At 34.6% G+C, this 20,938-nt stretch carries 20 protein-coding genes; 8 read left to right on the top strand and 12 right to left on the bottom strand.

Annotated features, from left to right (window positions below):
* Window positions 1–20: 20 nt before the first annotated feature.
* Window positions 21–1,031, top strand: a complete 1,011-nt coding sequence (fbp, locus tag H7F21_RS03255; protein ID WP_185787787.1) for a class 1 fructose-bisphosphatase — start codon at window positions 21–23, stop codon at window positions 1,029–1,031.
* Between the two features lie 83 nt (window positions 1,032–1,114).
* Here the strand turns inward: fbp and H7F21_RS03250 are convergent, their stop codons facing one another.
* A complete protein-coding gene (locus H7F21_RS03250) occupies window positions 1,115–1,546 on the bottom strand; it encodes a tellurite resistance TerB family protein (RefSeq protein ID WP_185787786.1) in 432 nt (143 codons plus the stop codon).
* A 114-nt stretch (window positions 1,547–1,660) separates the two neighbouring features.
* Here H7F21_RS03250 and mfd point away from each other — a divergent pair, with 114 nt between their 5' ends.
* The 3 genes from mfd to H7F21_RS03235 are packed head-to-tail and all read left to right on the top strand — an operon-like array spanning window position 1,661 to window position 7,200.
* Window positions 1,661–4,996 (top strand): transcription-repair coupling factor, encoded by a 3,336-nt coding sequence (gene mfd, locus H7F21_RS03245; RefSeq protein WP_185787785.1) that lies wholly within the window; start codon window positions 1,661–1,663, stop codon window positions 4,994–4,996.
* Entirely contained in the window at window positions 4,989–5,852 is an 864-nt protein-coding gene (locus tag H7F21_RS03240) for a DMT family transporter (RefSeq protein WP_185787784.1), read from the top strand. The genes mfd and H7F21_RS03240 overlap by 8 nt, the downstream gene beginning before the upstream one ends.
* A gap of 46 nt (window positions 5,853–5,898) precedes the next feature.
* Window positions 5,899–7,200 (top strand): TlpA family protein disulfide reductase, encoded by a 1,302-nt coding sequence (locus H7F21_RS03235; protein ID WP_185787783.1) that lies wholly within the window; start codon window positions 5,899–5,901, stop codon window positions 7,198–7,200.
* 73 nt (window positions 7,201–7,273) lie between these two features.
* Here H7F21_RS03235 and lysM read toward each other — a convergent pair whose 3' ends face one another.
* Both lysM and H7F21_RS03225 read right to left on the bottom strand, forming a co-directional pair.
* Window positions 7,274–7,771: a peptidoglycan-binding protein LysM gene (lysM, locus tag H7F21_RS03230; protein WP_185787782.1), complete on the bottom strand. Its 498-nt coding sequence runs from the start codon at window positions 7,769–7,771 to the stop codon at window positions 7,274–7,276.
* 145 nt (window positions 7,772–7,916) lie between these two features.
* Window positions 7,917–8,861 (bottom strand): nicotinic acid mononucleotide adenyltransferase, encoded by a 945-nt coding sequence (locus tag H7F21_RS03225; protein WP_185787781.1) that lies wholly within the window; start codon window positions 8,859–8,861, stop codon window positions 7,917–7,919.
* Between the two features lie 190 nt (window positions 8,862–9,051).
* Between H7F21_RS03225 and H7F21_RS03220 the strand changes: the two genes are divergently transcribed.
* Complete coding sequence (locus H7F21_RS03220) at window positions 9,052–10,053, top strand: NAD(P)H-dependent glycerol-3-phosphate dehydrogenase (RefSeq protein ID WP_185787780.1); 1,002 nt, start codon at window positions 9,052–9,054, stop codon at window positions 10,051–10,053.
* Between the two features lie 149 nt (window positions 10,054–10,202).
* Here H7F21_RS03220 and H7F21_RS03215 read toward each other — a convergent pair whose 3' ends face one another.
* Window positions 10,203–10,598 carry a hypothetical protein gene (locus H7F21_RS03215; protein WP_185787779.1) on the bottom strand — a complete coding sequence of 132 codons (396 nt, stop codon included), beginning with the start codon at window positions 10,596–10,598 and terminating at the stop codon, window positions 10,203–10,205.
* Window positions 10,599–10,691: 93 nt separating this feature from the next.
* Between H7F21_RS03215 and H7F21_RS03210 the strand changes: the two genes are divergently transcribed.
* Window positions 10,692–12,047 (top strand): Kelch repeat-containing protein, encoded by a 1,356-nt coding sequence (locus tag H7F21_RS03210; protein ID WP_185787778.1) that lies wholly within the window; start codon window positions 10,692–10,694, stop codon window positions 12,045–12,047.
* A 95-nt stretch (window positions 12,048–12,142) separates the two neighbouring features.
* Window positions 12,143–12,547 (top strand): hypothetical protein, encoded by a 405-nt coding sequence (locus H7F21_RS03205; protein ID WP_246431407.1) that lies wholly within the window; start codon window positions 12,143–12,145, stop codon window positions 12,545–12,547.
* Window positions 12,548–12,596: 49 nt separating this feature from the next.
* Here H7F21_RS03205 and pheS read toward each other — a convergent pair whose 3' ends face one another.
* Together pheS and H7F21_RS03195 are read right to left on the bottom strand one after the other, a co-directional pair.
* Complete coding sequence (gene pheS / locus H7F21_RS03200; protein ID WP_185787777.1) at window positions 12,597–13,616, bottom strand: phenylalanine--tRNA ligase subunit alpha; 1,020 nt, start codon at window positions 13,614–13,616, stop codon at window positions 12,597–12,599.
* A 77-nt stretch (window positions 13,617–13,693) separates the two neighbouring features.
* Window positions 13,694–14,050 (bottom strand): hypothetical protein, encoded by a 357-nt coding sequence (locus H7F21_RS03195; RefSeq protein ID WP_185787776.1) that lies wholly within the window; start codon window positions 14,048–14,050, stop codon window positions 13,694–13,696.
* Between the two features lie 107 nt (window positions 14,051–14,157).
* On the opposite strand from H7F21_RS03195, the gene H7F21_RS03190 reads away from it, so the two are divergent.
* A complete protein-coding gene (locus H7F21_RS03190; RefSeq protein ID WP_185787775.1) occupies window positions 14,158–14,676 on the top strand; it encodes a CvpA family protein in 519 nt (172 codons plus the stop codon).
* A gap of 70 nt (window positions 14,677–14,746) precedes the next feature.
* On the opposite strand, the gene H7F21_RS03185 is transcribed toward H7F21_RS03190, so the two are convergent.
* From H7F21_RS03185 to H7F21_RS03160, 6 genes are all read right to left on the bottom strand, one after another.
* Window positions 14,747–15,376: a carbonic anhydrase family protein gene (locus H7F21_RS03185; protein ID WP_185787774.1), complete on the bottom strand. Its 630-nt coding sequence runs from the start codon at window positions 15,374–15,376 to the stop codon at window positions 14,747–14,749.
* 89 nt (window positions 15,377–15,465) lie between these two features.
* A complete protein-coding gene (locus tag H7F21_RS03180) occupies window positions 15,466–17,064 on the bottom strand; it encodes a SulP family inorganic anion transporter (RefSeq protein WP_185787773.1) in 1,599 nt (532 codons plus the stop codon).
* Window positions 17,065–17,152: 88 nt separating this feature from the next.
* A complete protein-coding gene (locus tag H7F21_RS03175; RefSeq protein WP_185787772.1) occupies window positions 17,153–17,449 on the bottom strand; it encodes a hypothetical protein in 297 nt (98 codons plus the stop codon).
* 56 nt (window positions 17,450–17,505) lie between these two features.
* Window positions 17,506–18,216: a tetratricopeptide repeat protein gene (locus tag H7F21_RS03170; RefSeq protein ID WP_246431406.1), complete on the bottom strand. Its 711-nt coding sequence runs from the start codon at window positions 18,214–18,216 to the stop codon at window positions 17,506–17,508.
* A gap of 49 nt (window positions 18,217–18,265) precedes the next feature.
* A complete protein-coding gene (locus H7F21_RS03165) occupies window positions 18,266–20,038 on the bottom strand; it encodes a BatD family protein (protein ID WP_185787770.1) in 1,773 nt (590 codons plus the stop codon).
* Between the two features lie 69 nt (window positions 20,039–20,107).
* Entirely contained in the window at window positions 20,108–20,938 is an 831-nt protein-coding gene (locus H7F21_RS03160; protein ID WP_185787769.1) for a tetratricopeptide repeat protein, read from the bottom strand.

Genomic DNA, 20,938 nt, shown 5'->3' with positions numbered 1-20,938 from the left:
ATTAATCAATATAATACTTCATGTCTCAACGCAATCAAACTCTTGGCGAGTTTATCATTGAAAATCAAGCTTCTTTTAAATATACTTCTGGGGAGCTATCTCGACTTATAAATTCGATACGACTAGCGGCTAAAGTAGTTAACCACGAGGTTAATAAAGCTGGTCTTGTAGATATTATCGGAGCCGCAGGCGATACGAATATTCAAGGTGAAGATCAGCAAAAATTAGACGTTTACGCTAACGATAAATTTATACAAACCATGACCAAGCGTAATATTGTTTGTGGTATAGCCAGTGAAGAAGAAGATGATTTTATTGCAATTAACAGTCAAGATGAAAATCATCAGAACAAATATATCGTATTAATTGATCCATTAGATGGTTCGTCCAATATAGACGTGAATGTCTCTGTGGGTACCATTTTTTCAATTTATAGACGCGTAACTCCTGTTGGTACACCTGTAACCATTGAAGATTTTCTACAGAAAGGAAATCAACAAGTTGCAGCTGGTTATGTTGTTTATGGCACATCAACGATGCTAGTATACACTACAGGGCATGGCGTTAACGGATTCACTTTAAATCCGGCGATTGGTTCTTTTTACTTGTCACATCCAGACATGCAATTCCCCGAGGATGGCAATATCTATTCTGTTAATGAAGGTAATTACATTCATTTCCCTAGGGGTATCAAAAACTATATAAAATACTGTCAAATGGAAGAAGGTAACAGACCCTATACCTCACGATACATAGGGTCACTAGTATCTGACTTTCATAGAAATATGATAAAAGGTGGCATATACATGTATCCTAAAAGTTCTAAAAACGCAAAAGGTAAATTGCGTTTACTCTATGAGTGTAATCCCATGGCATTTTTAGCTGAGCAAGCTAATGGCAAAGCTAGTGATGGCTTTACACGTATTATGGACATTCAGCCCACCGAACTTCATGAGCGCGTACCTTTTATATGTGGTAGTAAAAACATGGTAGAAAAGGCAGAAGAGTTTATGCACAATGCAGAACAATAGTTTTAAGGTATTTAAACAAAAAAGGCGAACATGATGTTCGCCTTTTTTGTTTGTGCAAGAATCAACTATTGATTCATCTTTTTCTATTGATTCATCTTTTTCATTTTTTCTGTAAACTCGTCCAAGTCAACTTCATAGTGTACTAAAGTCAAGGCCTTATCTGCAATATACTTTACATTGTCTTGGTTAAAACCTAAACCTATGCATAGTTTTTCTAGCAAGCTCACTTGGTTTGGTCCTTCGATGTGATCTGCCCAAACCATTCGCGCCAAATCATATAAACGCTCCAAACGTTTATCATAAGAATGTGGCGCATTAATTGGGTGGCTCTTATAATCTTTAAGAATTTCTTTGTATTCTCTCTCTGTAATGTCCAATCGTGTAGCAAGGCGATCTAAAAATGCTTTCTCTGCCTCATTGATAACACCATCACTCATCGCAACTCTAACAATGGCTGCAAAATGATCTTCATTACGCTTTTTAAATCCGCTTTCGAATAAATCTGAAATTGACATATTTATAGTTTTAATTATCAAATAATAAATCGTGAACAAATATAATTCTATTCATAGAAATTATCGTTATTGAACGCTTCAAAAATTTTATATTTGCACCTCAAATAAAGGAACTTGAGTAAAGCCTTAATTGTCCAAAATTTTTCACAGACTTTGCAACTGCAAAATCTGCGGATTGCTATTGCCAATTCTGAAAATAAAACCCATTTAAAAGGACTTGTCGGCTCTTCATTTTCAATTGTAATTGCCGAGAGTTTTAAAACTGCCGAAAAGCCATTTCTCCTAATATTTGATGACAAAGAGGAGGCGGCTTATTACCTTAATGATTTAGAACAACTCATCAACGATAAGGATGTGTTGTTTTATCCCGGTAGCTATAGAAGACCATACAAAATTGAGGAAACCAATAATGCTAATGTGCTTTTAAGAGCTGAAGTTTTAAACCGAATTAATTCGCGAAAAAAACCAGCCATAATTGTTACTTATCCTGATGCTTTATTTGAAAAGGTTGTTACTAAAAAAGAGCTTGAAAAAAATACACTTAAAATTTCCGTAGGAAATGAATTGAGCATCGATTTTGTAAACGAAGTCCTGTTTGAATACAAATTTAAACGTGTTGATTTTGTCACTGAACCTGGAGAATTTTCAGTTAGAGGGGGTATTATTGATGTGTTTTCGTTTTCTCATGACGAGCCTTATCGCATAGAATTTTTTGGAGATGAAGTTGATAGCATAAGAACCTTTGACGTTGAAACACAGTTGTCTACTGAGCGTATCAAAAAAGTTAGTATTATTCCTAATGTCGCCAATAAGCAAATTGCAGAAAACCGAGAAAGCTTTTTAAAATACATTTCTAATAAAACCGTTGTTTTCTCTAAAAATTCATCTCTTATTTTTTCGAAAATTGATGAGTTTTTTGAAAAAGCCGAAGATGCGTTCAAAACACTTTCAAAAGATATAAAACATGCTTCTCCCGAGGAGTTATTCTGCAATTCAGAATTGCTAAAGCGTCAATTTTTGGAGTATAATTTGATTGAGTTTGGCTCAATGGCCATTTACAGCAAGGAGACTGTTTTATTTAATACCAAACCTCAACCTTCATTCAACAAGCAATTTAATTTATTAATTGACGATTTAAACGACAATCATGCGCAAGGTATCGCCAATTATATTGCCTGTGTCAGTGAACAACAAGCCCAACGTTTTCATGATATTTTTGACGACGTTGAGCAGGATGTACATTATAAAACGGTAGTGCTTTCACTTTATAAAGGTTTTATTGATGAAGAACATAAGCTTGCTATTTACACAGACCATCAAATCTTTGATCGTTACCATAAATTTCATTTAAAAAATGGCTACGCTAAAAAGCAAGCTATTACTCTAAAAGAGCTCACCAACTTAGAGATTGGGGATTATGTCACTCACATAGACCATGGTATTGGTAGGTTTGGAGGACTTCAAAAAATAGACGTTGAAGGTAAGAAACAGGAAGCGATCAAGCTGGTTTATGGCGAACGCGATGTACTTTACTTAAGTATTCATTCTCTGCATAAAATTACCAAGTTTAACGGTAAAGACGGAAAACCTCCAAAAGTTTATAAGTTAGGCAGTAAAGCATGGAAAAACCTTAAGCAAAAGACAAAATCTCGTGTCAAGGAAATTGCATTTAACCTTATTAAACTCTACGCGAAACGCAAACTAAAAAAAGGGTTTCAATATGCTCCAGACAGTTATATGCAACATGAGTTGGAAGCCTCTTTTGTATACGAAGACACACCAGATCAAATAACTTCTACTGCAGATATTAAAGCTGATATGGAAAGTGAGCGACCTATGGATCGCCTGGTCTGTGGTGATGTTGGTTTTGGGAAGACCGAGGTTGCCATAAGAGCGGCTTTTAAAGCGGTTGATAATGGAAAACAAGTGGCTGTTCTAGTACCAACCACTATTTTGGCCTATCAACATTCTCGCACATTTACAGAACGATTAAAAGATTTCCCTGTAACCGTAGATTATGTCAATCGCTTTAGAACAGCAAAAGAAAAAAGAGAAACTTTAGAGGGATTAGAAAAAGGATCCGTTGATATTATTATTGGTACGCATCAACTTGCTAATAAAAATGTAAAATTCAAAGATTTAGGCTTGCTTATTGTTGACGAGGAGCAAAAATTCGGTGTTGCCGTAAAGGAGAAACTAAAAACCATAAAAGAGAATGTGGATGTTTTGACATTAACTGCAACACCCATACCAAGAACGCTTCAGTTTAGCTTAATGGCAGCACGAGATTTATCCGTAATAACAACACCTCCACCCAATCGATATCCTATAGAGAGTCATGTTATTCGCTTTAATGAAGAGACTATTAGAGATGCTATTAGTTACGAAATTCAACGTGGAGGTCAGGTCTTCTTTATTCATAATCGTATAGAAAACATCAAGGAGGTTGCTGGTATGATTCAACGTTTAGTGCCAGATGCTAAAATTGGTATTGGTCACGGACAGCTTGATGGTAAAAAACTAGAACAATTGATGCTTGCTTTTATGAATGGTGAATTTGATGTTTTGGTAAGTACAACGATTGTTGAAAGTGGATTGGACGTTGCAAATGCCAACACTATTTTCATAAACAATGCTAATAATTTTGGATTAAGTGACTTACACCAAATGCGAGGGCGTGTTGGTCGAAGCAATAAAAAAGCATTTTGCTACTTTATTACCCCAGAATATTCTGCCATGACCACTGATGCCAGAAAACGCATTACGGCTTTAGAACAATTTACTGAGTTAGGTAGTGGTTTCAATATTGCCATGAAAGATTTAGAAATTAGAGGTGCTGGTGATTTGTTGGGTGGTGAACAAAGTGGTTTTATAAATGATATTGGGTTTGATACCTATCAAAAAATACTAAACGAAGCCATCGAGGAGCTCAAGGAATCTGAATTTGCTGATTTATATAAAGATGATGGTAAGCCGAAGCAGTATGTCAAAGACATCACCATAGATACCGATTTTGAATTACTCTTTCCAGACGACTACGTTAATAATATTACAGAGCGTTTAAACCTATACACCAAGTTGAATGCCATTAAAAATGAAGAAGCCCTTGAAGTTTTTGAATCTGAAATTATTGATCGATTTGGAGAATTACCAACCCAAGTTTCGGACTTATTAGACAGCGTTAGATTAAAATGGATAGCCACCAAAATGGGAATTGAAAAACTCATTATGAAACAAGGAAAACTAATAGGTTACTTCATCCAAGATCAACAGAGTAAATTCTATCAAAGTGATGCTTTTACTAAGGTACTTCAGTTTGTTCAAATCAACTCAAGCAAATGTAAGATGAAAGAGAAGCAGACAAGAAATGGTCTGCGTTTGCTTATTACTTTTGAGCATATAAAATCTACGAAAGACGCACTAAATGCACTTTCGAAAATAAATGAATGAAAAAAGCCATTTAAATCATCTGTTGTGGTTAACTGCAGCCACTATTTTCATTAGTACTTCTGGTGCATTAGGTAAGTTTATTGACATGCCAACGCCTGTGATTATTTGGTTTCGCTCAGCATTAGCTGCTTTATTTTTATTCCTCTTTTGTAAGTTTAAAAAGATTGATTTAAAGATTCAGAATCGAAAAGATCAAAAGACGTTCTTTACAGGTGCCGTTTTAATGGGAGCACATTGGATCACCTATTTCTATGCTTTAAAATTCTCAAACGTAGCCATTGGTATGCTATCTATATTCACATTTCCAGTGATGATAGCACTTTTGGAACCTTTATTTTCTAAATCAAAATTTGACCCAATACATATTGTTCTCGGGATTGTAGTTCTTATTGGCATTTATATCTTGGCACCAGAATTTGATTTAGAAAGTAGTCAGCTTCAAGGTATTCTATTTGGATTGTTTTCCGCATTATGCTATGCTCTCAGAATTTTAATCCTAAAACAAGAAGTTTCTAAGTACAATGGCACCATGCTCATGTTTTATCAAGTCGCCATCGTTAGTGTGTTGTTAATCCCAGTGCTCTTTTTTATGGATTTTTCTAATGTTACAACCCAATATCCCTATCTTATTTTACTTGCACTACTTACTACCGCTATTGGTCATACGCTATTCGTAAATAGTCTTAATTACTTTAAGGCAAGTACAGCTAGTATTATTGGGAGCACACAACCTATCTTTGGAATTATAATTGCCTATTTTTTCTTGAATGAAATACCAACAATACATACATTTGTTGGAGGTGCTTTAATTTTGGCTACAGTTGTTATTGAAAGTGTCAGATCTAAAAACCGATAATGGCTTAATTATTGAAGCCTTTTTCAACAAAATAACTCGAGTTACTATGAAGAAAATTTTCGTTCTTATTCTAATATTACCTTTTTTATCATTTGCCCAAAGTGTCAAGGGCAACTTTTCTCCAGCCGAAGACTTTTCTTATGCGTTTTTATATAAGGCGACACCAGATGGTGCCAACTATGTGAACAGGGGAAAACTAGATAGTATCGGTAATTTTGAAATTTCATTAGACTCTACCGTATCGCCTGGTATTTATAAAATTGTATATGCCGTACCACCTGAAGAAAATAATTTTGATTTTATATACGATGGGAAAGAAACTGTTGCCTTCAATTTTAGTTATGACAAAGGCGTAGAATTTACTGAGTCGGAAGAAAATAAACTCTGGAATTCCTACCTGCATAGTATGGATATGGTTAATCAAACCATTAGCAATTACTATTCTAAAGGCAATACTGATGAGAAAGGATTTAATTCTATTTTTAAGGTTGTAAAAGATACGCAATTAGCTTATGAGGAATCTGCAAATGGGAAATTAGTCTCCGCATTTATTACGGCCAATAGACCTTATATGCCTTCTCAGTATGAAGATATAAGTACATATTCAAAGCATTTAAAAACACATTTTCTAAGTCAAATTGATTTTGGTAACTATTTGCTACAAAGTTCATCATTCTTAGTGGATAGAGTAACAGGATATGTATTCAATATGGTAGAAAATCCAAGTAGTGCAACATATAAAGCGCAAGTGGATGATATCGCCAAGACCATAAGTAATAATAACTTAGAGATTAAGACCAGTCTTATTGAAATTTTATGGCAACGTTTCGTAAGTATGGAAAATCATGAGCTGGCCAATTATATAGCAGACACCTATCTCTTAGAACTTGCTAACTTAGCAGGTAAAAAAGTGTTAGCAGAAACTATTACGTCTTATAAAAACACTTCTATTGGTACGAAGGCTCCAAACTTTGAAATTGCCTCCACCCAAAACACCACAAATCTTCATGACTTGAAAGGCTCTGACTATTATTTGCTTGTTTTTTGGAGTAGTGGTTGTGGACATTGCCTAAATGAATTGCCAAAGGTAAAAGAACTTCTTGCTAATAAGTCTAATTTAAAAGTTGTGGCTTTTGGCTTAGAAGAAGAGCCGTCCAAATGGAATCAAGAAATAACAAAATATCCTGAGTTTCTTCATACTATTGGCCTAGGCAAATGGGACAACCCAATTGTAAAAACCTACGGCATCACAGCTACACCAATGTACTTTCTATTAAGTGGTACTAAAATTATAATGGCAAAGCCTTATGCTTATGAGGATTTAGAAGTAGTTATAAAGGATTTATAATTTAGAAATCAACAATTAAAAAACCCAATAAGTTAAGCTCGCTGGGTTTTGTTTTTTATAAATTGGAAAGCGCTTAGTCCAAATTTGGAATACGTAATACTTGTCCTGGATATATCTTATCCGGATCAGTCAGCATTGGCTTATTCGCTTCAAAAATCTCAGGATATTTCATGGCGTTACCATAATAATGTTTTGCAATCTTGCCTAGTGTATCACCACTAACCACCGTATAAAATTGTGCTTCTGGTTCAACATGCTCCACAGTTAACTGATCATCAACAGTGGCAATTCCTGCTGTATTTCCAACAATCAAAACTATTTTCTCTTTTGTAGCTTGGTCATAAGCTTGTCCAGAAACTCGCGCCATATCATCATCAATGAATACACTGAAGTCTTCTACTTTTAACTCTAGATCTGCAATGGTTTCCTCTAAGTTTCGAGCTGCGGCTTCCTCAAGTCTTAGCTCTTTTGCTTCTGTAGCTGCTCTAGCCTCTGCATCGTCCTCTTCGTTTGTTTTCCCTATACCGAATACAGCAGCTCCAGCGTTTTTAATAAATGAAAATAGTCCCATGATTATTCTAGTTTTTAAGTTATGTCTTCTCGTAAAATTGGTGAAAATCTTTTACAATTGCAACCTGTATCTGACATAAATAGAAAACGCCCAGCCAAGCGAGTGCTTTAGCTGAGCGTTTTGAAACTAAATAACCAACCAAAATTTAGCTCCGTTTATTTTCTCGTGGATTATCCACTTTTTTTGTTTTTTGCTTACGCTTTTTAGGCAAATGATTTTTCTCTATAATTTTTCCTTCTGTATTTGAAGCTCTATAGTAAGCAATATATCCTCTTCCTCTAAATTCATAGACTGTACCAGAATCTGCATGGAATAACTCTATAGTTCCATCATCAATAACGCTAAGTTCAAAGTATTCATTGTCGAAGAAATCATAATCTAATGTTAATGTTTTTAGGTACATATTTCCTGTAATATTTCCAACCCCGTATACGCCTGTATAATCCCAATAAATAGCATTCGGATTGCCTATACTGGTGTCTTGAGAACTTCTAAATGTAGAGTCATTTCCACCGGATAAAAACTGCAAGTAGTTTTCATTATCGAACTCATTTAGCGCACCAAATTCACTAGTAAATGTTTTCTCCCAAGCTTCATATTCCTGTAAGAAATAATGAATATTGTCGTAGAATACAAAGTCATAATCAAAAGTACTTCTCTGATACCCATCTAAGAAATAAGAGGTGTCATTATACGGATTATACAACTCTATAGTATTACTATCTATTTGATAGACATCAAAGGTTTCAAATCCATCGATGACATGATTAACATCCAATACCATATCGTAGGCATCATAGCTTCCGATTTCAACACCATAACCTCCACCTTGACTTCCCAAACCTACCAAATTATTATTAGCCAATAAACGACCCTTATCAAAAGTTAGCGTAAACGCTATTTGCAGAAATGGTGTTTCACCATAACCTTGCGTAGCATTGACATCGACATACCATAAATCGTAAGAATTAAGTAGTTGATTCAATGAAATCGCCGGTCCGTTATCATTGATATTAATTTCTTCAGTGTAACACGATGTAAGCAGTGTCGCACTTAGCACAAATCCTAGTAATATTTTTATCGTCTTCATAATCTTAACTTTTTAGGGTTATTACTTAAAGCATTTCAAAACGTATGCCAAGTTTTTTAATATTAGTCGTTCTTAATTCGTTTTTGGAATCTAAAATCCACCAAAGTATCTTTCATTTATAGCATTTAATTCCATTAGCCATTCCATAAAAGATTCCTTATTTTTGAAAGACTTAAACCAAACCATGTCTATGAGCGATACCAAAAAATATGCTGTATTTGGAGCAGGAAGTTGGGCAACTGCTATTGTAAAAATGCTTTGCGAAAACTTAGATGAAGTAGGCTGGTACATGCGTAGTGTGTATACTAAAGAGCACCTATTAAAAGAACAACATAATCCAAGCTATTTGAGTTCAGTTGAGTTTCACATAGAGCAACTAAAACTAAGTAATGATATTAACGAAATAGCAGATTGGGCAGATGTCCTAATTTTTGTAATCCCCTCTGCTTTTATGCATTCTGAACTAGAGAAATTGAACGTTGATATAAGTAAGAAAGTTGTGGTTTCTGCAGTAAAGGGCATTATCCCAGAATCTGGATTGTTGGTTGGAGAACATTTTCATGACATCTATAATATACCTTTCGATAATATTGCTGTTATTGCTGGACCTTGTCATGCAGAAGAGGTGGCGTTAGAGCGTTTATCCTATCTCACCATTTCTTGTGCTGATCCTGCAAAGGCTCAAGCCATAGCTAATAATTTATCAAGCTCGTATATAAAAACTAAAATCAGTGATGACATCATTGGTGTAGAATATGCCGTAATGCTCAAAAACATATATGCGATTGCAGCAGGAATTGCTCACGGTTTAGGTTATGGTGACAATTTTCAAAGTGTATTGATGAGCAATGCTATAAGAGAAATGAAACGCTTTATTAAGAAAATGCATAAAATGAAGCGTAACATTAATAATTCGGCTTATTTAGGCGATTTATTAGTGACCGGTTATTCTGTTTTCTCCAGAAATCGAATGTTCGGGAATATGATTGGTAAGGGCTATACTGTTAAATCCGCGCAAATGGAAATGAACATGATCGCTGAAGGCTATTATGCCGCTAAAAGTGCGTATTTATTAAACGAAAAGAATCTTAAAAAGACCAAATTACCTATTATAAATGCTGTGTACGCTGTACTTTATGAAAATAAAAATCCTAAAAAGGTCTTTAAAAAGTTGACGGAGAAGTTGGATTAAAGTCTTGTGCAAGAAGCTGAAAATTTCAAGTTTAGTATCTTACCTAAGATAGCCCACAAACTATTTAACAAGATTCTGAATCAAGTTCAGAATGACAAGAATTATGTTCCGTTCAATTAATCACAAGATTCCTGTTTTCGTAGGAAAGATTATTTCACCAAAACACCCTTAAGTTGCATCAAAGGTAAATTCTGTAAAGCCTTTACATTAATGGTGTTTTTTCTAAATATATAGGTTTTATCAAACATTTGATTACCCTCAAAAAAAGTCACCTTGAATGAATTATTAAGTTCTAGAACTTTTTCCTGCAAATACTCAATCTTAGCATAACTTCTTGCTGGTAATTTGGCAATAGTATGACGCATTGGAGGCGTCATCTTATCCTCAGATGTGCCTTGGGATACAATAAGAACGGTATCCAAATCTGTATCAGAATTATTAATGATATAGGCATTCCAATCTTGGGTTTTATACTCTAGATGTTCCTCTTGAACAACTGCAACGTGTACATCTTTTACTTCAGGTATATCAATGTCTTGCTTCATGCTAACAAAACTAAAACATTAAGTTAAGATTTTGATAATCTCATCAAAAAAGTCGAACTTAGTTAGGCTAGCTTTATTAAGCAATTTTAACCTATGAGAAATATAGTTATATTATTCCTTTTTTCCTCACATTTTGCGATTGCGCAAAGTATATCAGGTAGTGTTATAGATTCAAAAACAAAAGAACCTCTTGAAAATGTCACCGTATATATTCAAAAGGGTAAAAGCGGAGCGGCTTCTAATAGTTCAGGGCAATTTAAGTTTACACCAAACTCCAAAGTCAATAAAAGAACTATCATACAATTTTCGCGAATAGGTTATCACACTAAAAAAATGACTCTCGCCAAATTCTACAAAAGAGAAAATACTATTCTACTTTCAAAAAAACTCGAGGAGCTTGATGAAGTCATTGTTAATTCATCAGAAATATTAAATGACGAAATAAATTTTAAAAAATTAGCTCCTCTAAAATCAGGAGTTTTTGCTTTTGATTCTGAACTCGTCAGCAACCAAATTTATGTAATTGCAGGTAATTCTTCTTTTATTGAAGATCCATCTAAAAAAGCACTTATACAAGCAGGTCGTATGCAGATGCCTACATTTGAATGGTACCTTAGAGAAGCAGGTAGAGACTTTAGTCGAGAATCTTACAGTGATTTACTACAGATTTATGATATAGAAAATAACACATGGTCTATATCTGAAACTAAATTTAGAAAGCGTACCAATCATAATGTTAATTCTTATGGAAATGAACTTTACGTTTTAGGAGGTAAACGTTTATCAAATATTGGACGGTATGAATACTTAGATGAGAAAATTGAAGTTTTAAAAATGGGCTCAAATGAAGTTATTATAGACCATATCAACCCTCATCAAGCAGCAAATTTTGCATCAATGACTTATAATGATAATATCATTGTTATGGGAGGTTCTATTAAGAAGAGAAAAAATGGGGCAAAAGTATATTCTGATGCTTCGCATATCTATAATATTACTTCTGGAAAATGGTACGAACTTCCAAAAATGAAAACCGCAAAAGAAACCCAAGGTATAATTATAGATAATAAAATCTACCTTATTGGCGGATATGATGGCTCTAAATTAAACACAATTGAATCTTATGACTTAAAAAATGGCGTATGGAAAAATGAAGGTAAACTGTTTACCAAAATGGAAAGTCCAGCATTGACTGCTCATCAACATATGATCTACATCTTTGATAAAGATGAATTACTAACATACAACACCATGACTAATGTTTTAGAGGCCTACAATATACGTTTAAGTCTTAAAAGTCCTAAAATGCATTATCACCAAAATAAACTTTATTTACTGGGCGGTTATACTTTTAATGAATATTCATTTATTGCCTCTCCGGATGTTTATGTAATTGATGCGGGTGAGTTTTCAAAGACAGCTCCTTTAAATTCTAAAACGATTAATTAACCTATTTAATTGAAAATAATCAGTGTTAATTATAAGCTAAAAACAAAGTCTCAAAACACTAAAATCATAACTTAGAATGAAATTATAAACCTAAGATGATGAAATTCAAATTACTAATTATCACGCTATTTTTCTCTTATTTAGGTTTCGCCCAAACCAATAAAAAAATCACTACGATAGAAACCGTTGAAATTTTGAACAATAATACGAAAGAAGCGGTCTACTATTTTCAAAACAACTGGAAACAACTACGACTGAGAGCCCTTGACAAAGGCTATATTGAATCGTTTCAATTATTGGAAACTTCATTTAGTAATGAAACACCTTTTCATTTCGTGTTAGTCACGACATATGCAAATAAAAAACAGTTCGAGGACCGTGAAGTTCACTTCCAAGAACTCATAGAAGAAAGTGGCAACTTAAAGCTATTAAATGATAAAAAACCTTCTGAATTTAGAAAGTCTGTTTTTGCTGTTGATGGTGCAAAGCACATCGAGTAATACTATAGCATCCGTTAATGAGATCCTGAAACAAGTTCAGGATGACGAATTAAAGTGCAGATTTAAACTGCTCTAAGAAACGTACATCGTTTTCGCTCAATAAGCGGATATCACTAATTTGGTTCAGTAGCATTGCAATACGATCGATTCCCATACCAAACGCAAAACCAGAATATTCTTTAGAGTCGATTCCGCAATTTTCTAAAACATTAGGATCTACCATACCACAACCCATAATTTCCAACCAACCTGTTCCCTTTGTAATTTTATAATCGGTTTCAGTTTCCAATCCCCAATATACATCTACCTCAGCACTTGGCTCGGTGAAAGGAAAATAAGATGGACGTAGTCTAATCTTAGACTTTCCAAACATCTCTGTGGTAAAATACTGTAAAGTCTGCTTTAGGTCTGCAAAGCTCACATCCTTGTCAATATACAAGCCTTCTACTTGATGAAAGAAACAATGTGAACGTGCAGAAATTGCCTCATTGCGGTATACGCGACCTGGTGAAATTGTACGTATTGGTGGTTGGTTATTTTCCATATAACGCACTTGCACCGAACTGGTATGTGTGCGTAATAAAATATCTGGATTGGTCTGAATAAAGAACGTATCCTGCATATCACGCGCGGGATGATATTCTGGTAAATTCAATGCTGTAAAATTGTGCCAATCATCTTCAATTTCTGGACCTTCACTAACATTAAAACCAATACGTGAAAAGATATCTATAATTTGATTCTTAACTATAGAAATAGGGTGTCTTGCTCCAATATTAATCGGTTCACCAGGACGAGATAAATCGCCATAAACACCATTATCATCTTCTTGATTTCCTAATGTTTCCTTTAAGCTATTAACTTTATCTTCAGCTGTTTTCTTAAGCTGATTTATAGTCTGTCCAAACTCCTTTTTCTGCTCGTTCGCCACATTTTTAAACTCAGCAAAGTATTGTTTTAGCAATCCCTTTGAGCCTAGATATTTTATTCGGAATGCCTCAACCTCTTCTTTAGATTGTGCTGAAAATGCTTCCGCTTCTGCAATGAGTTCTTTTAACTTATCTATCATTTTATGCTGAATTTAATTAGCTACGCTGAATCTTCGCTTTCAGTATCTTTTTATTCAGACGGCAAATTTAAAAAATCTTATTCTATATATTCAGTTTCTACAAAATAGTTAACAATGGCTTCTTTCATAAGCACACTCTGTTCACCAGCCTTAAGATGAGGTAATTGTGCCTTTACTTTGTAATGTGGCCATCCATCATCATCCACAAAATCAAACTCATAAAAACCGTAAGGTTCTAAAAGCTTACAAATTGCGATATGCATTAAATCTAGCTTATGGTCTTTCTTATACTCGCGATGCAACTGACCAAGTTCTTGAACTCCTATTAGATATATAATTGAATCTAAATCTAATTTATCACCATCTGCGAATTGATTGGATAGTTTTTCGACCACCAAATCCCAGCGCTCTTTTAATTGTTCGTCTCTTGCCATATTTATTTCACACCATTGTGTGAATTTTATTTTTATAATTTATCGCTAAATACCAACGTTATATAATTGGCAAAGTTAATTTATATTTGCCTAAACCGCTACTAACTATGAGTATTATAGACATTATTCTTGCTGCCCTATTGCTATTTGGATTTATTAGAGGACTCTTTAAAGGACTCTTTGTAGAAATTGCGTCTTTAGTCGCCTTAGTTTTGGGTGTTTATGGAGCCATTCACTTTAGTGGGTTTGCTGCTGGACTTCTAGAATCGAAAGTAGATTGGAATGAAAAGACTATCAACATTGTAGCCTTTGCCATTACTTTTGTTATAATAGTTTTAGCTATTAGTTTAGCTGGAAAAGCACTAACCAAATTGGCGGATTTTGCTGCCTTAGGTATTCTAAATAAACTTTTGGGTGGTCTTTTTGGGGCTTTAAAAATTGGACTTATTTTAAGTATTCTCCTCATTGTTTTCAATAAGTTGAATAATACTTTACCATTTATGGAAAAAGAGGATTTGGAAGACAGTATTCTTTACGAACCTGTAAAATCCTTAGCACCTATGATTTTCCCTAACCTGATTAAAAGTGAAGCAGAGCCAGAAGAACAAAATGAAGACGAAGCATAAAAAAGCCACTCCTAAAAGTGGCTTTAAATACAATCAAGCTTAAAATATAATTTTTGCTCTAATTTAGAATTTACAGCATCTCTACTTTACCGGTATTTAAACTATAGACTCCGCCTACGATAGCTATTTCACCGTTATCTTCCATTTCCATGAGAATTTGGCTTTTTTGTCTAATACGGTCAATAGTTAATCTCACATTATTTTCAACCGTTTTTGCTACAAATTCCTTATTAGAGGAATTAGCTTCGCCATCTACTTCGTTGGCAGATTTTCTAACCGCTGGCATAATATTATCTAGCATTGCAGTGATATTTCCTAATTCAACACCATCACAGGCCGCTTTTACCGCACCACAACTTTCATGTCCCAAAACCAATATCAGTTTACTGCCTGCAACATTACACGAGTATTCTAAACTTCCAAGAATATCAGTATTCTCAAAGTTCCCAGCAACCCTTGCTACAAAAATATCTCCAATGGCTTGATCTAATACAGTTTCTACAGGTACCCGTGAGTCTATGCAAGACAACACTACTGCTTTAGGAAATTGTCCGCCTGTGGTTTGACTTATCAATGCAGCGTTATCGGCACCTTCAGTATTTCCACTCATAAAGCGCTTGTTTCCTTCTAATAAATCTTGTAATACACTATTTGGTGTTAATGCACTTTGTATATTTTTAGTTATTGCTGTATTTTTCATATTATCTTAGATTTAATTCAGGATATAAACATAGGTATCCTGAAGATGATTATAATTAATTTTCACATTTCTTTAGTGTATAAAATGGCCTATGACGCCTTACCCTTTTTTCTTAATTTAAAGAATTCAATAAAACTCTCAGGATTTTCAACAATTCCTCTTTCAGAGTAAAGCTTAATATCAATTTGTCTTTCTTTCGCTTTTAGTGCAAAATCTTCTAGAATTTCAATAATGTCGTTATCTAAATATCTTGTATTTCTTACGTCCAATTCTAAGATAGAATTTTCTGGTACGCGATCCAATTCTTTTAAGATAGCTCCTTTGTTAAAAAAAGTAACTTCTTCTGCCAAAGTCATTTTAATTTTTCCGTCATCAACATCCTCACCTTCCTTGTGAAGAAAATGGGAATTTTGAAAGCTTCTATAAAGTACTATAAATATTCCAACAGCTAATCCAAGTCCAATTCCTTTTAAAAGATCCATAAAAACAATTCCTAAAACCGTTACAATAAATGGCACAAATTGCATCCATCCACCATTGTACATGGCCTTAAATGTCGATGGTTTTGCTAGTTTATACCCTACAATAAATAGAATAGCTGCTAATACTGATAATGGAATATAGTTTAATACTTGAGGTATGGTAAGTACGGATATTAACAATAAAAACCCATGAATTATTGCACTTGCTTTTGTTTGCCCACCAGACTGTATATTTGCTGAACTGCGAACAATTACTTGTGTTATTGGTAGTCCACCTATGAAGCCAGAAATCATGTTTCCAGTACCTTGAGCCAGTAATTCGCGATTCGTTGGTGTGACCCTCTTATGAGGATCGAGCTTGTCCGTTGCTTCGACGCATAAAAGTGTTTCTAAGGATGCAACCAATGCAATTGTAAATCCTGTTAGAATGACATCACCACGTGTAATAACTTCAAAATTAGGAAACGCCAAAAGTGACTTCATATCAGATAAGCTTTCCGGTACAGGAACAGATACCAAATGATCTCCACTTAGAGCCAAGCTAGAATCCCTTGTTATAAAGAAGTATACAATACCTGCAACTACAGCTACTAGAGGTCCTTGTACTAGTTGGAAAAACTTACCTTTTTTACTTAGTACATTACTCCACAAAATAAGAATGGCCATTGCAATAAGAGCAATTATAGTAGCTCCTTTGTCAAAGTTTCCACTAAGTAATGCATTTAAGGTTTTTAAGAGTTCTGTAAGTGTATTTTCACCATCTACTTGTAAAAATGCAAAATCACCTTCTGGATTCTTATCGATACCAAAAAAATAGGGAATTTGTTTTAGAATAATAATAATTCCTATCCCTGTAAGCATACCTTTAATTACAGAAGACGGAAAATAATAACCTATGATACCTAGTCTCAGAAGGCCAAATACAATTTGAATTGCGCCTCCCAAAACAACTGCCACGAGAAAGTTTTCCCAACCTCCTAAAGCGGTTATTGCAGTAAGTACAATGGCAGCAAGTCCAGCAGCTGGACCACTTACTCCTATTTGAGATCCACTCAAAAATCCTACTACTATACCACCTATAATACCGGCAATTAAGCCCGAAAATAATGGTGCTCCACTAGCTAATGCAATTCCTAGACACAATGGTAAGGCTACAAAGAAAACAACAATACTAGCTGGAAAGTCACTCTTTAAAGATTTAAACATATTTGATATGATTTTAACTTTAGAAAATCTAAAATTTATTAATTGATTATTTGACCATCAATGTGGTCCGTTAGATAAATTAAAATGGCTAAACCAAAATAATCTCTGGAGGTGGAAAGATAATGTTGAGATGTGGTTTTAGATATTGTTTGTACGTGTACGTATCACTATCCATTTTACCCGAATCCGAAATAAAGTTCTCTAAGTCTTGAAAGACAATTTCAAAAAGAAGCTTCGCATCTTCTTTCTCTTCTTCTTCTTCACCAAAACCAAAAAGTACCGCGGTATCAATAGAGTTATCTATTGAGGATATTATGGTCGGTGCACTTGTAATAGCCATAAAGAAAACTATAAAGAAAAGTGCAATGGTTTTTTTCTGAATCATAGGTTGTGCTAAAAACAAATATAAGATTAACAATATATGAAATTGTAAATTAATAATTAAAAAGTCTTTAACACTTTTACGTCTTTTGAAGGAATCCAGCCTATTGAATTGTCAGAAAGTTGAATCTTGAACCAATCTTCGTAATCTTCCAAAACTTGTACTTTGGTACCTTCATGGAGTCTAAAAACTTCCTCAGAACTCTTATTGGCTTCTGCCATAACCCTACTTTCTTGTGCGAATACTATTGCAGGGTTATTTTTTTTGTTCAAACTCTCTTTCTGAAATGCCATTGCAACGGAGAAGCAAGCCAGCAGTAAACCTAAAACACTTATAATGAATGCCAACCTCTTTCTGGTAGTTGCATAAGAAAAATGATACATTAAGAATAATAGCGCAAATAATAAGACGCCTACAATTGCTATTTTGGCCCAAGTATCAACATTAAAGGTATTAACCATGTTATTGATAATTCTGGAAAAACCAACTTGCGGTACTTTATCTATAGCATCAACCGTCATTTTTTGGGCATACGCCAAGTTGTTCTTGATATCTTTATCATTTGGGTTAAGCAAAAGTGCCTTTTCGTAGCAATAAACACTGGGCGCAATGTTATTGAGCTTATAGTTAGCGTTGCCGATATTGAAATACAATTCTGAGGAATGTTCCCCAGATTCTAATATCGATTCATATTTATCTATGGCTTCTGCATATTTCCCATCATTGTACAACGCATTGGCCTCTTCAAAACGTTCATTGTTTTGGGACATCCCACACCAACTGAAACAACACACCAATAGACATAAAACTGCTCTCATACTATCTTAGTTGTTTATCAATTAATGAAATGGTTTTGGCCGCTTTGTCATAATCATTCTGCATAGTCACTTGTGTTATAGGTGTATATCTCGCCAATTCGCAATTTTCTAAAATTGAAATAAAATCTAAAACTACTGTACTTTCTACCCGCCTTTCTATGAGTAAGCTCTCAATTTTTTCCTTGTTAAAATCGCTAGTTTCAATATTTAATTTTGCCTTGAGATAATTATGAAGTGCTCTTTCCAAGGATTCGTAAAAAGCTTCCTTTTTTCCTAAATTTTTCCTGGCTTCACCTAAATATTTCCTCGCCAAACGATTTGCCTGTCTTATACGATTCCCTTGCACATCTGCATCACGTTTATCTTTGTTTTTTCTTATAGCAATTGCTAAAGGAATTCCCAAAAACGGTAGTAATAGCATGGACCAAAATCCAGTGGATTTAAAAAATGGTTTACTTTCAATATCAGCCCAATTAGAAGATGTCTTAATAAACGCAAATGTATTTGTATTTGGCCTAACAGTTTGTTTCGTGTTAGATACCGCAGAATTTTCGCTATTATTTGCAGACGGTGTTGGCCCCTCCAAAACGTCAATAACCATTTCGTCTGACGTTATACGTTTATAACTTTCGGTTTTTAAATCGAAATATGAGAAAGAAATGGATGGAATAGGGTACTTGCCTCTATACTGAGGTACAATAGTATAAGTATCTGAAATACGGCCTCGCATCCCATTGAGGTTAGTACTTACATTTTCTTTATGTTCTGGTTCATAAACCTCAAGCGAACTAGGAGTCGTCAACTTTGGGAGTTCAAAAAGTTTTAAATTCCCTTTACCTGAAACTTCTATCTTGGCCTGAAGCGATTCTGTAGCGTTAAGCTGCGTTTTTGAAGTTGTCACATTAAATTGAAAATCTCCAACCGCGCCTTTAAAATCAGTTGGTCGCCCATCTAAAGGTAAAGGTTTAACGTCTATGGTCCTACCTCCTGCCGTTACGGTTTGCGGCACCTTTGTCATAATTTGACGTCCAAAAATATCTGCTCGGCCAGACGGAACTTCGACATTAATATCCAAAACCAAAGGTTCTATTTTCAATTTGCCCGATTTTTGAGGATATAGCACTGTTTTTTTTAGTACTACATACCGATACTCTTTCCCCTTATATAAGCCTTTTTGTTGGTTTAATGCTTTTATCTCTATGTTTTGGCTCCAGAAATCGTTATATCTTGGGTTATCTTTTTCACGCCAATTACTTACGCCGACATCTGGTGCTACATATAACTTATAAATTACCGTAATGGCCTCATTTAGATAAGGATTATTTTTGGACACTTCAGCCACTAAATGAATATTCTCTGAAGCAATCTCTGAAGCTCCTGGAGGTGCATTTGGTTGATCTACAGCAGTTGAAACTTCGATTGTAATAGGAAATGTTTTATACGTTTCGCCGTCAATTTCAATAGTGGCTTGCTTAATCGTAAATTTACCTCGCTTTTTAGGTGATAAAAAATAACTGTAAGTCTTGGCATACGATCGCTTTCCGTTAACCCAAGAGTTGCTAACAGAAGTGTTTGGTCCTCCAACAACCGTAAAATCTTTAAAATCAGGCGGTACAAAATTATCGCCGTCTTTGTTCATCTCAAAGTCAATACGTAAACGTTCGTTAACACCTAACTTCTTCTTGCTGACTTTCGCTTCGAATTTCACCTGTGCAGAAGCCATACTCGTTACGAGTAATAAGATAATTATTGATATGTATTTTGAGATTTTCATTTATTAAAAACACTAAAGACTGCACTTACTGCGACTATTGCATAAAACAGTTATTTCTTAATATCAAAGCTACCAGTCTTTTTCCGTTCTGACCTTAGCGCCTTTTTGTTTTTCTGCGTTGATTTTTTCTTGGACTTTTTGCTCTTGATTCTGCATGGCCTCCAATATGTTTTTTATTTGCTGAGGAGACATCTGTCCTGGCTTAGGTTTTGATTTTTGATCTTTTTTATCTTTATCCTCTTCACCTTTACCATCCTTTTTATCGTCTTTAGGCTTACCTTTTTCGTCCTCTTCTTTATCGCCTTCTTTTTTGTCCTTATCGCCTTCGTCCTTTTTGTCTTGATCTTCTTTATTCTCGTCTTCTTTCTTTTGTTCGTCTTCTTTATCCTTTTCCTCTTCTTTGTTTTCGTCCTTTTTCTCGTCTTCTCCACCACCATCTTTTTGTTGTTCAGCGCATTCTTTCGCTAATGCAAAATTATAGCGTGTTTCTTCATCGTTTGGATTACTTCGTAAAGCATCCTTAAAAGCTTCTACAGCTTCTTTACACATCTCTTTCTGCATTAAGATGTTACCTAAATTATGAAACGCTCTGTGCTTTTCCTCTTTTGTGGTAGCGTTTTTGGATGCTTCTTCGGTTCTGAAAAGTGCTTCACCATAATTTCCTTTTTTGTAATAGGAATTTGCCAAGTTATAGGCTCCAACCGCTTTGTTGGGTGCCTCAGAAATAGCCTTTCTGTATTCCATTTCTGCATCTATGTAATTGTCTTCTTGTAAAAGCTCATTGGCTTTATATACCAAATTCGTTGCTTTTTTTTCTGCTTTTAATTGTGCCTTGTCTTGCTCTTGAGAAAATCCAAAGAAACCAATTAATCCTATAATTAGTAATACATAAAACTTCAT

It is taken from the genome of Winogradskyella flava (assembly GCF_014243395.1).
Classification (GTDB): domain Bacteria; phylum Bacteroidota; class Bacteroidia; order Flavobacteriales; family Flavobacteriaceae; genus Winogradskyella; species Winogradskyella flava.
This window is presented reverse-complemented; position numbering and strand designations above follow the sequence as displayed.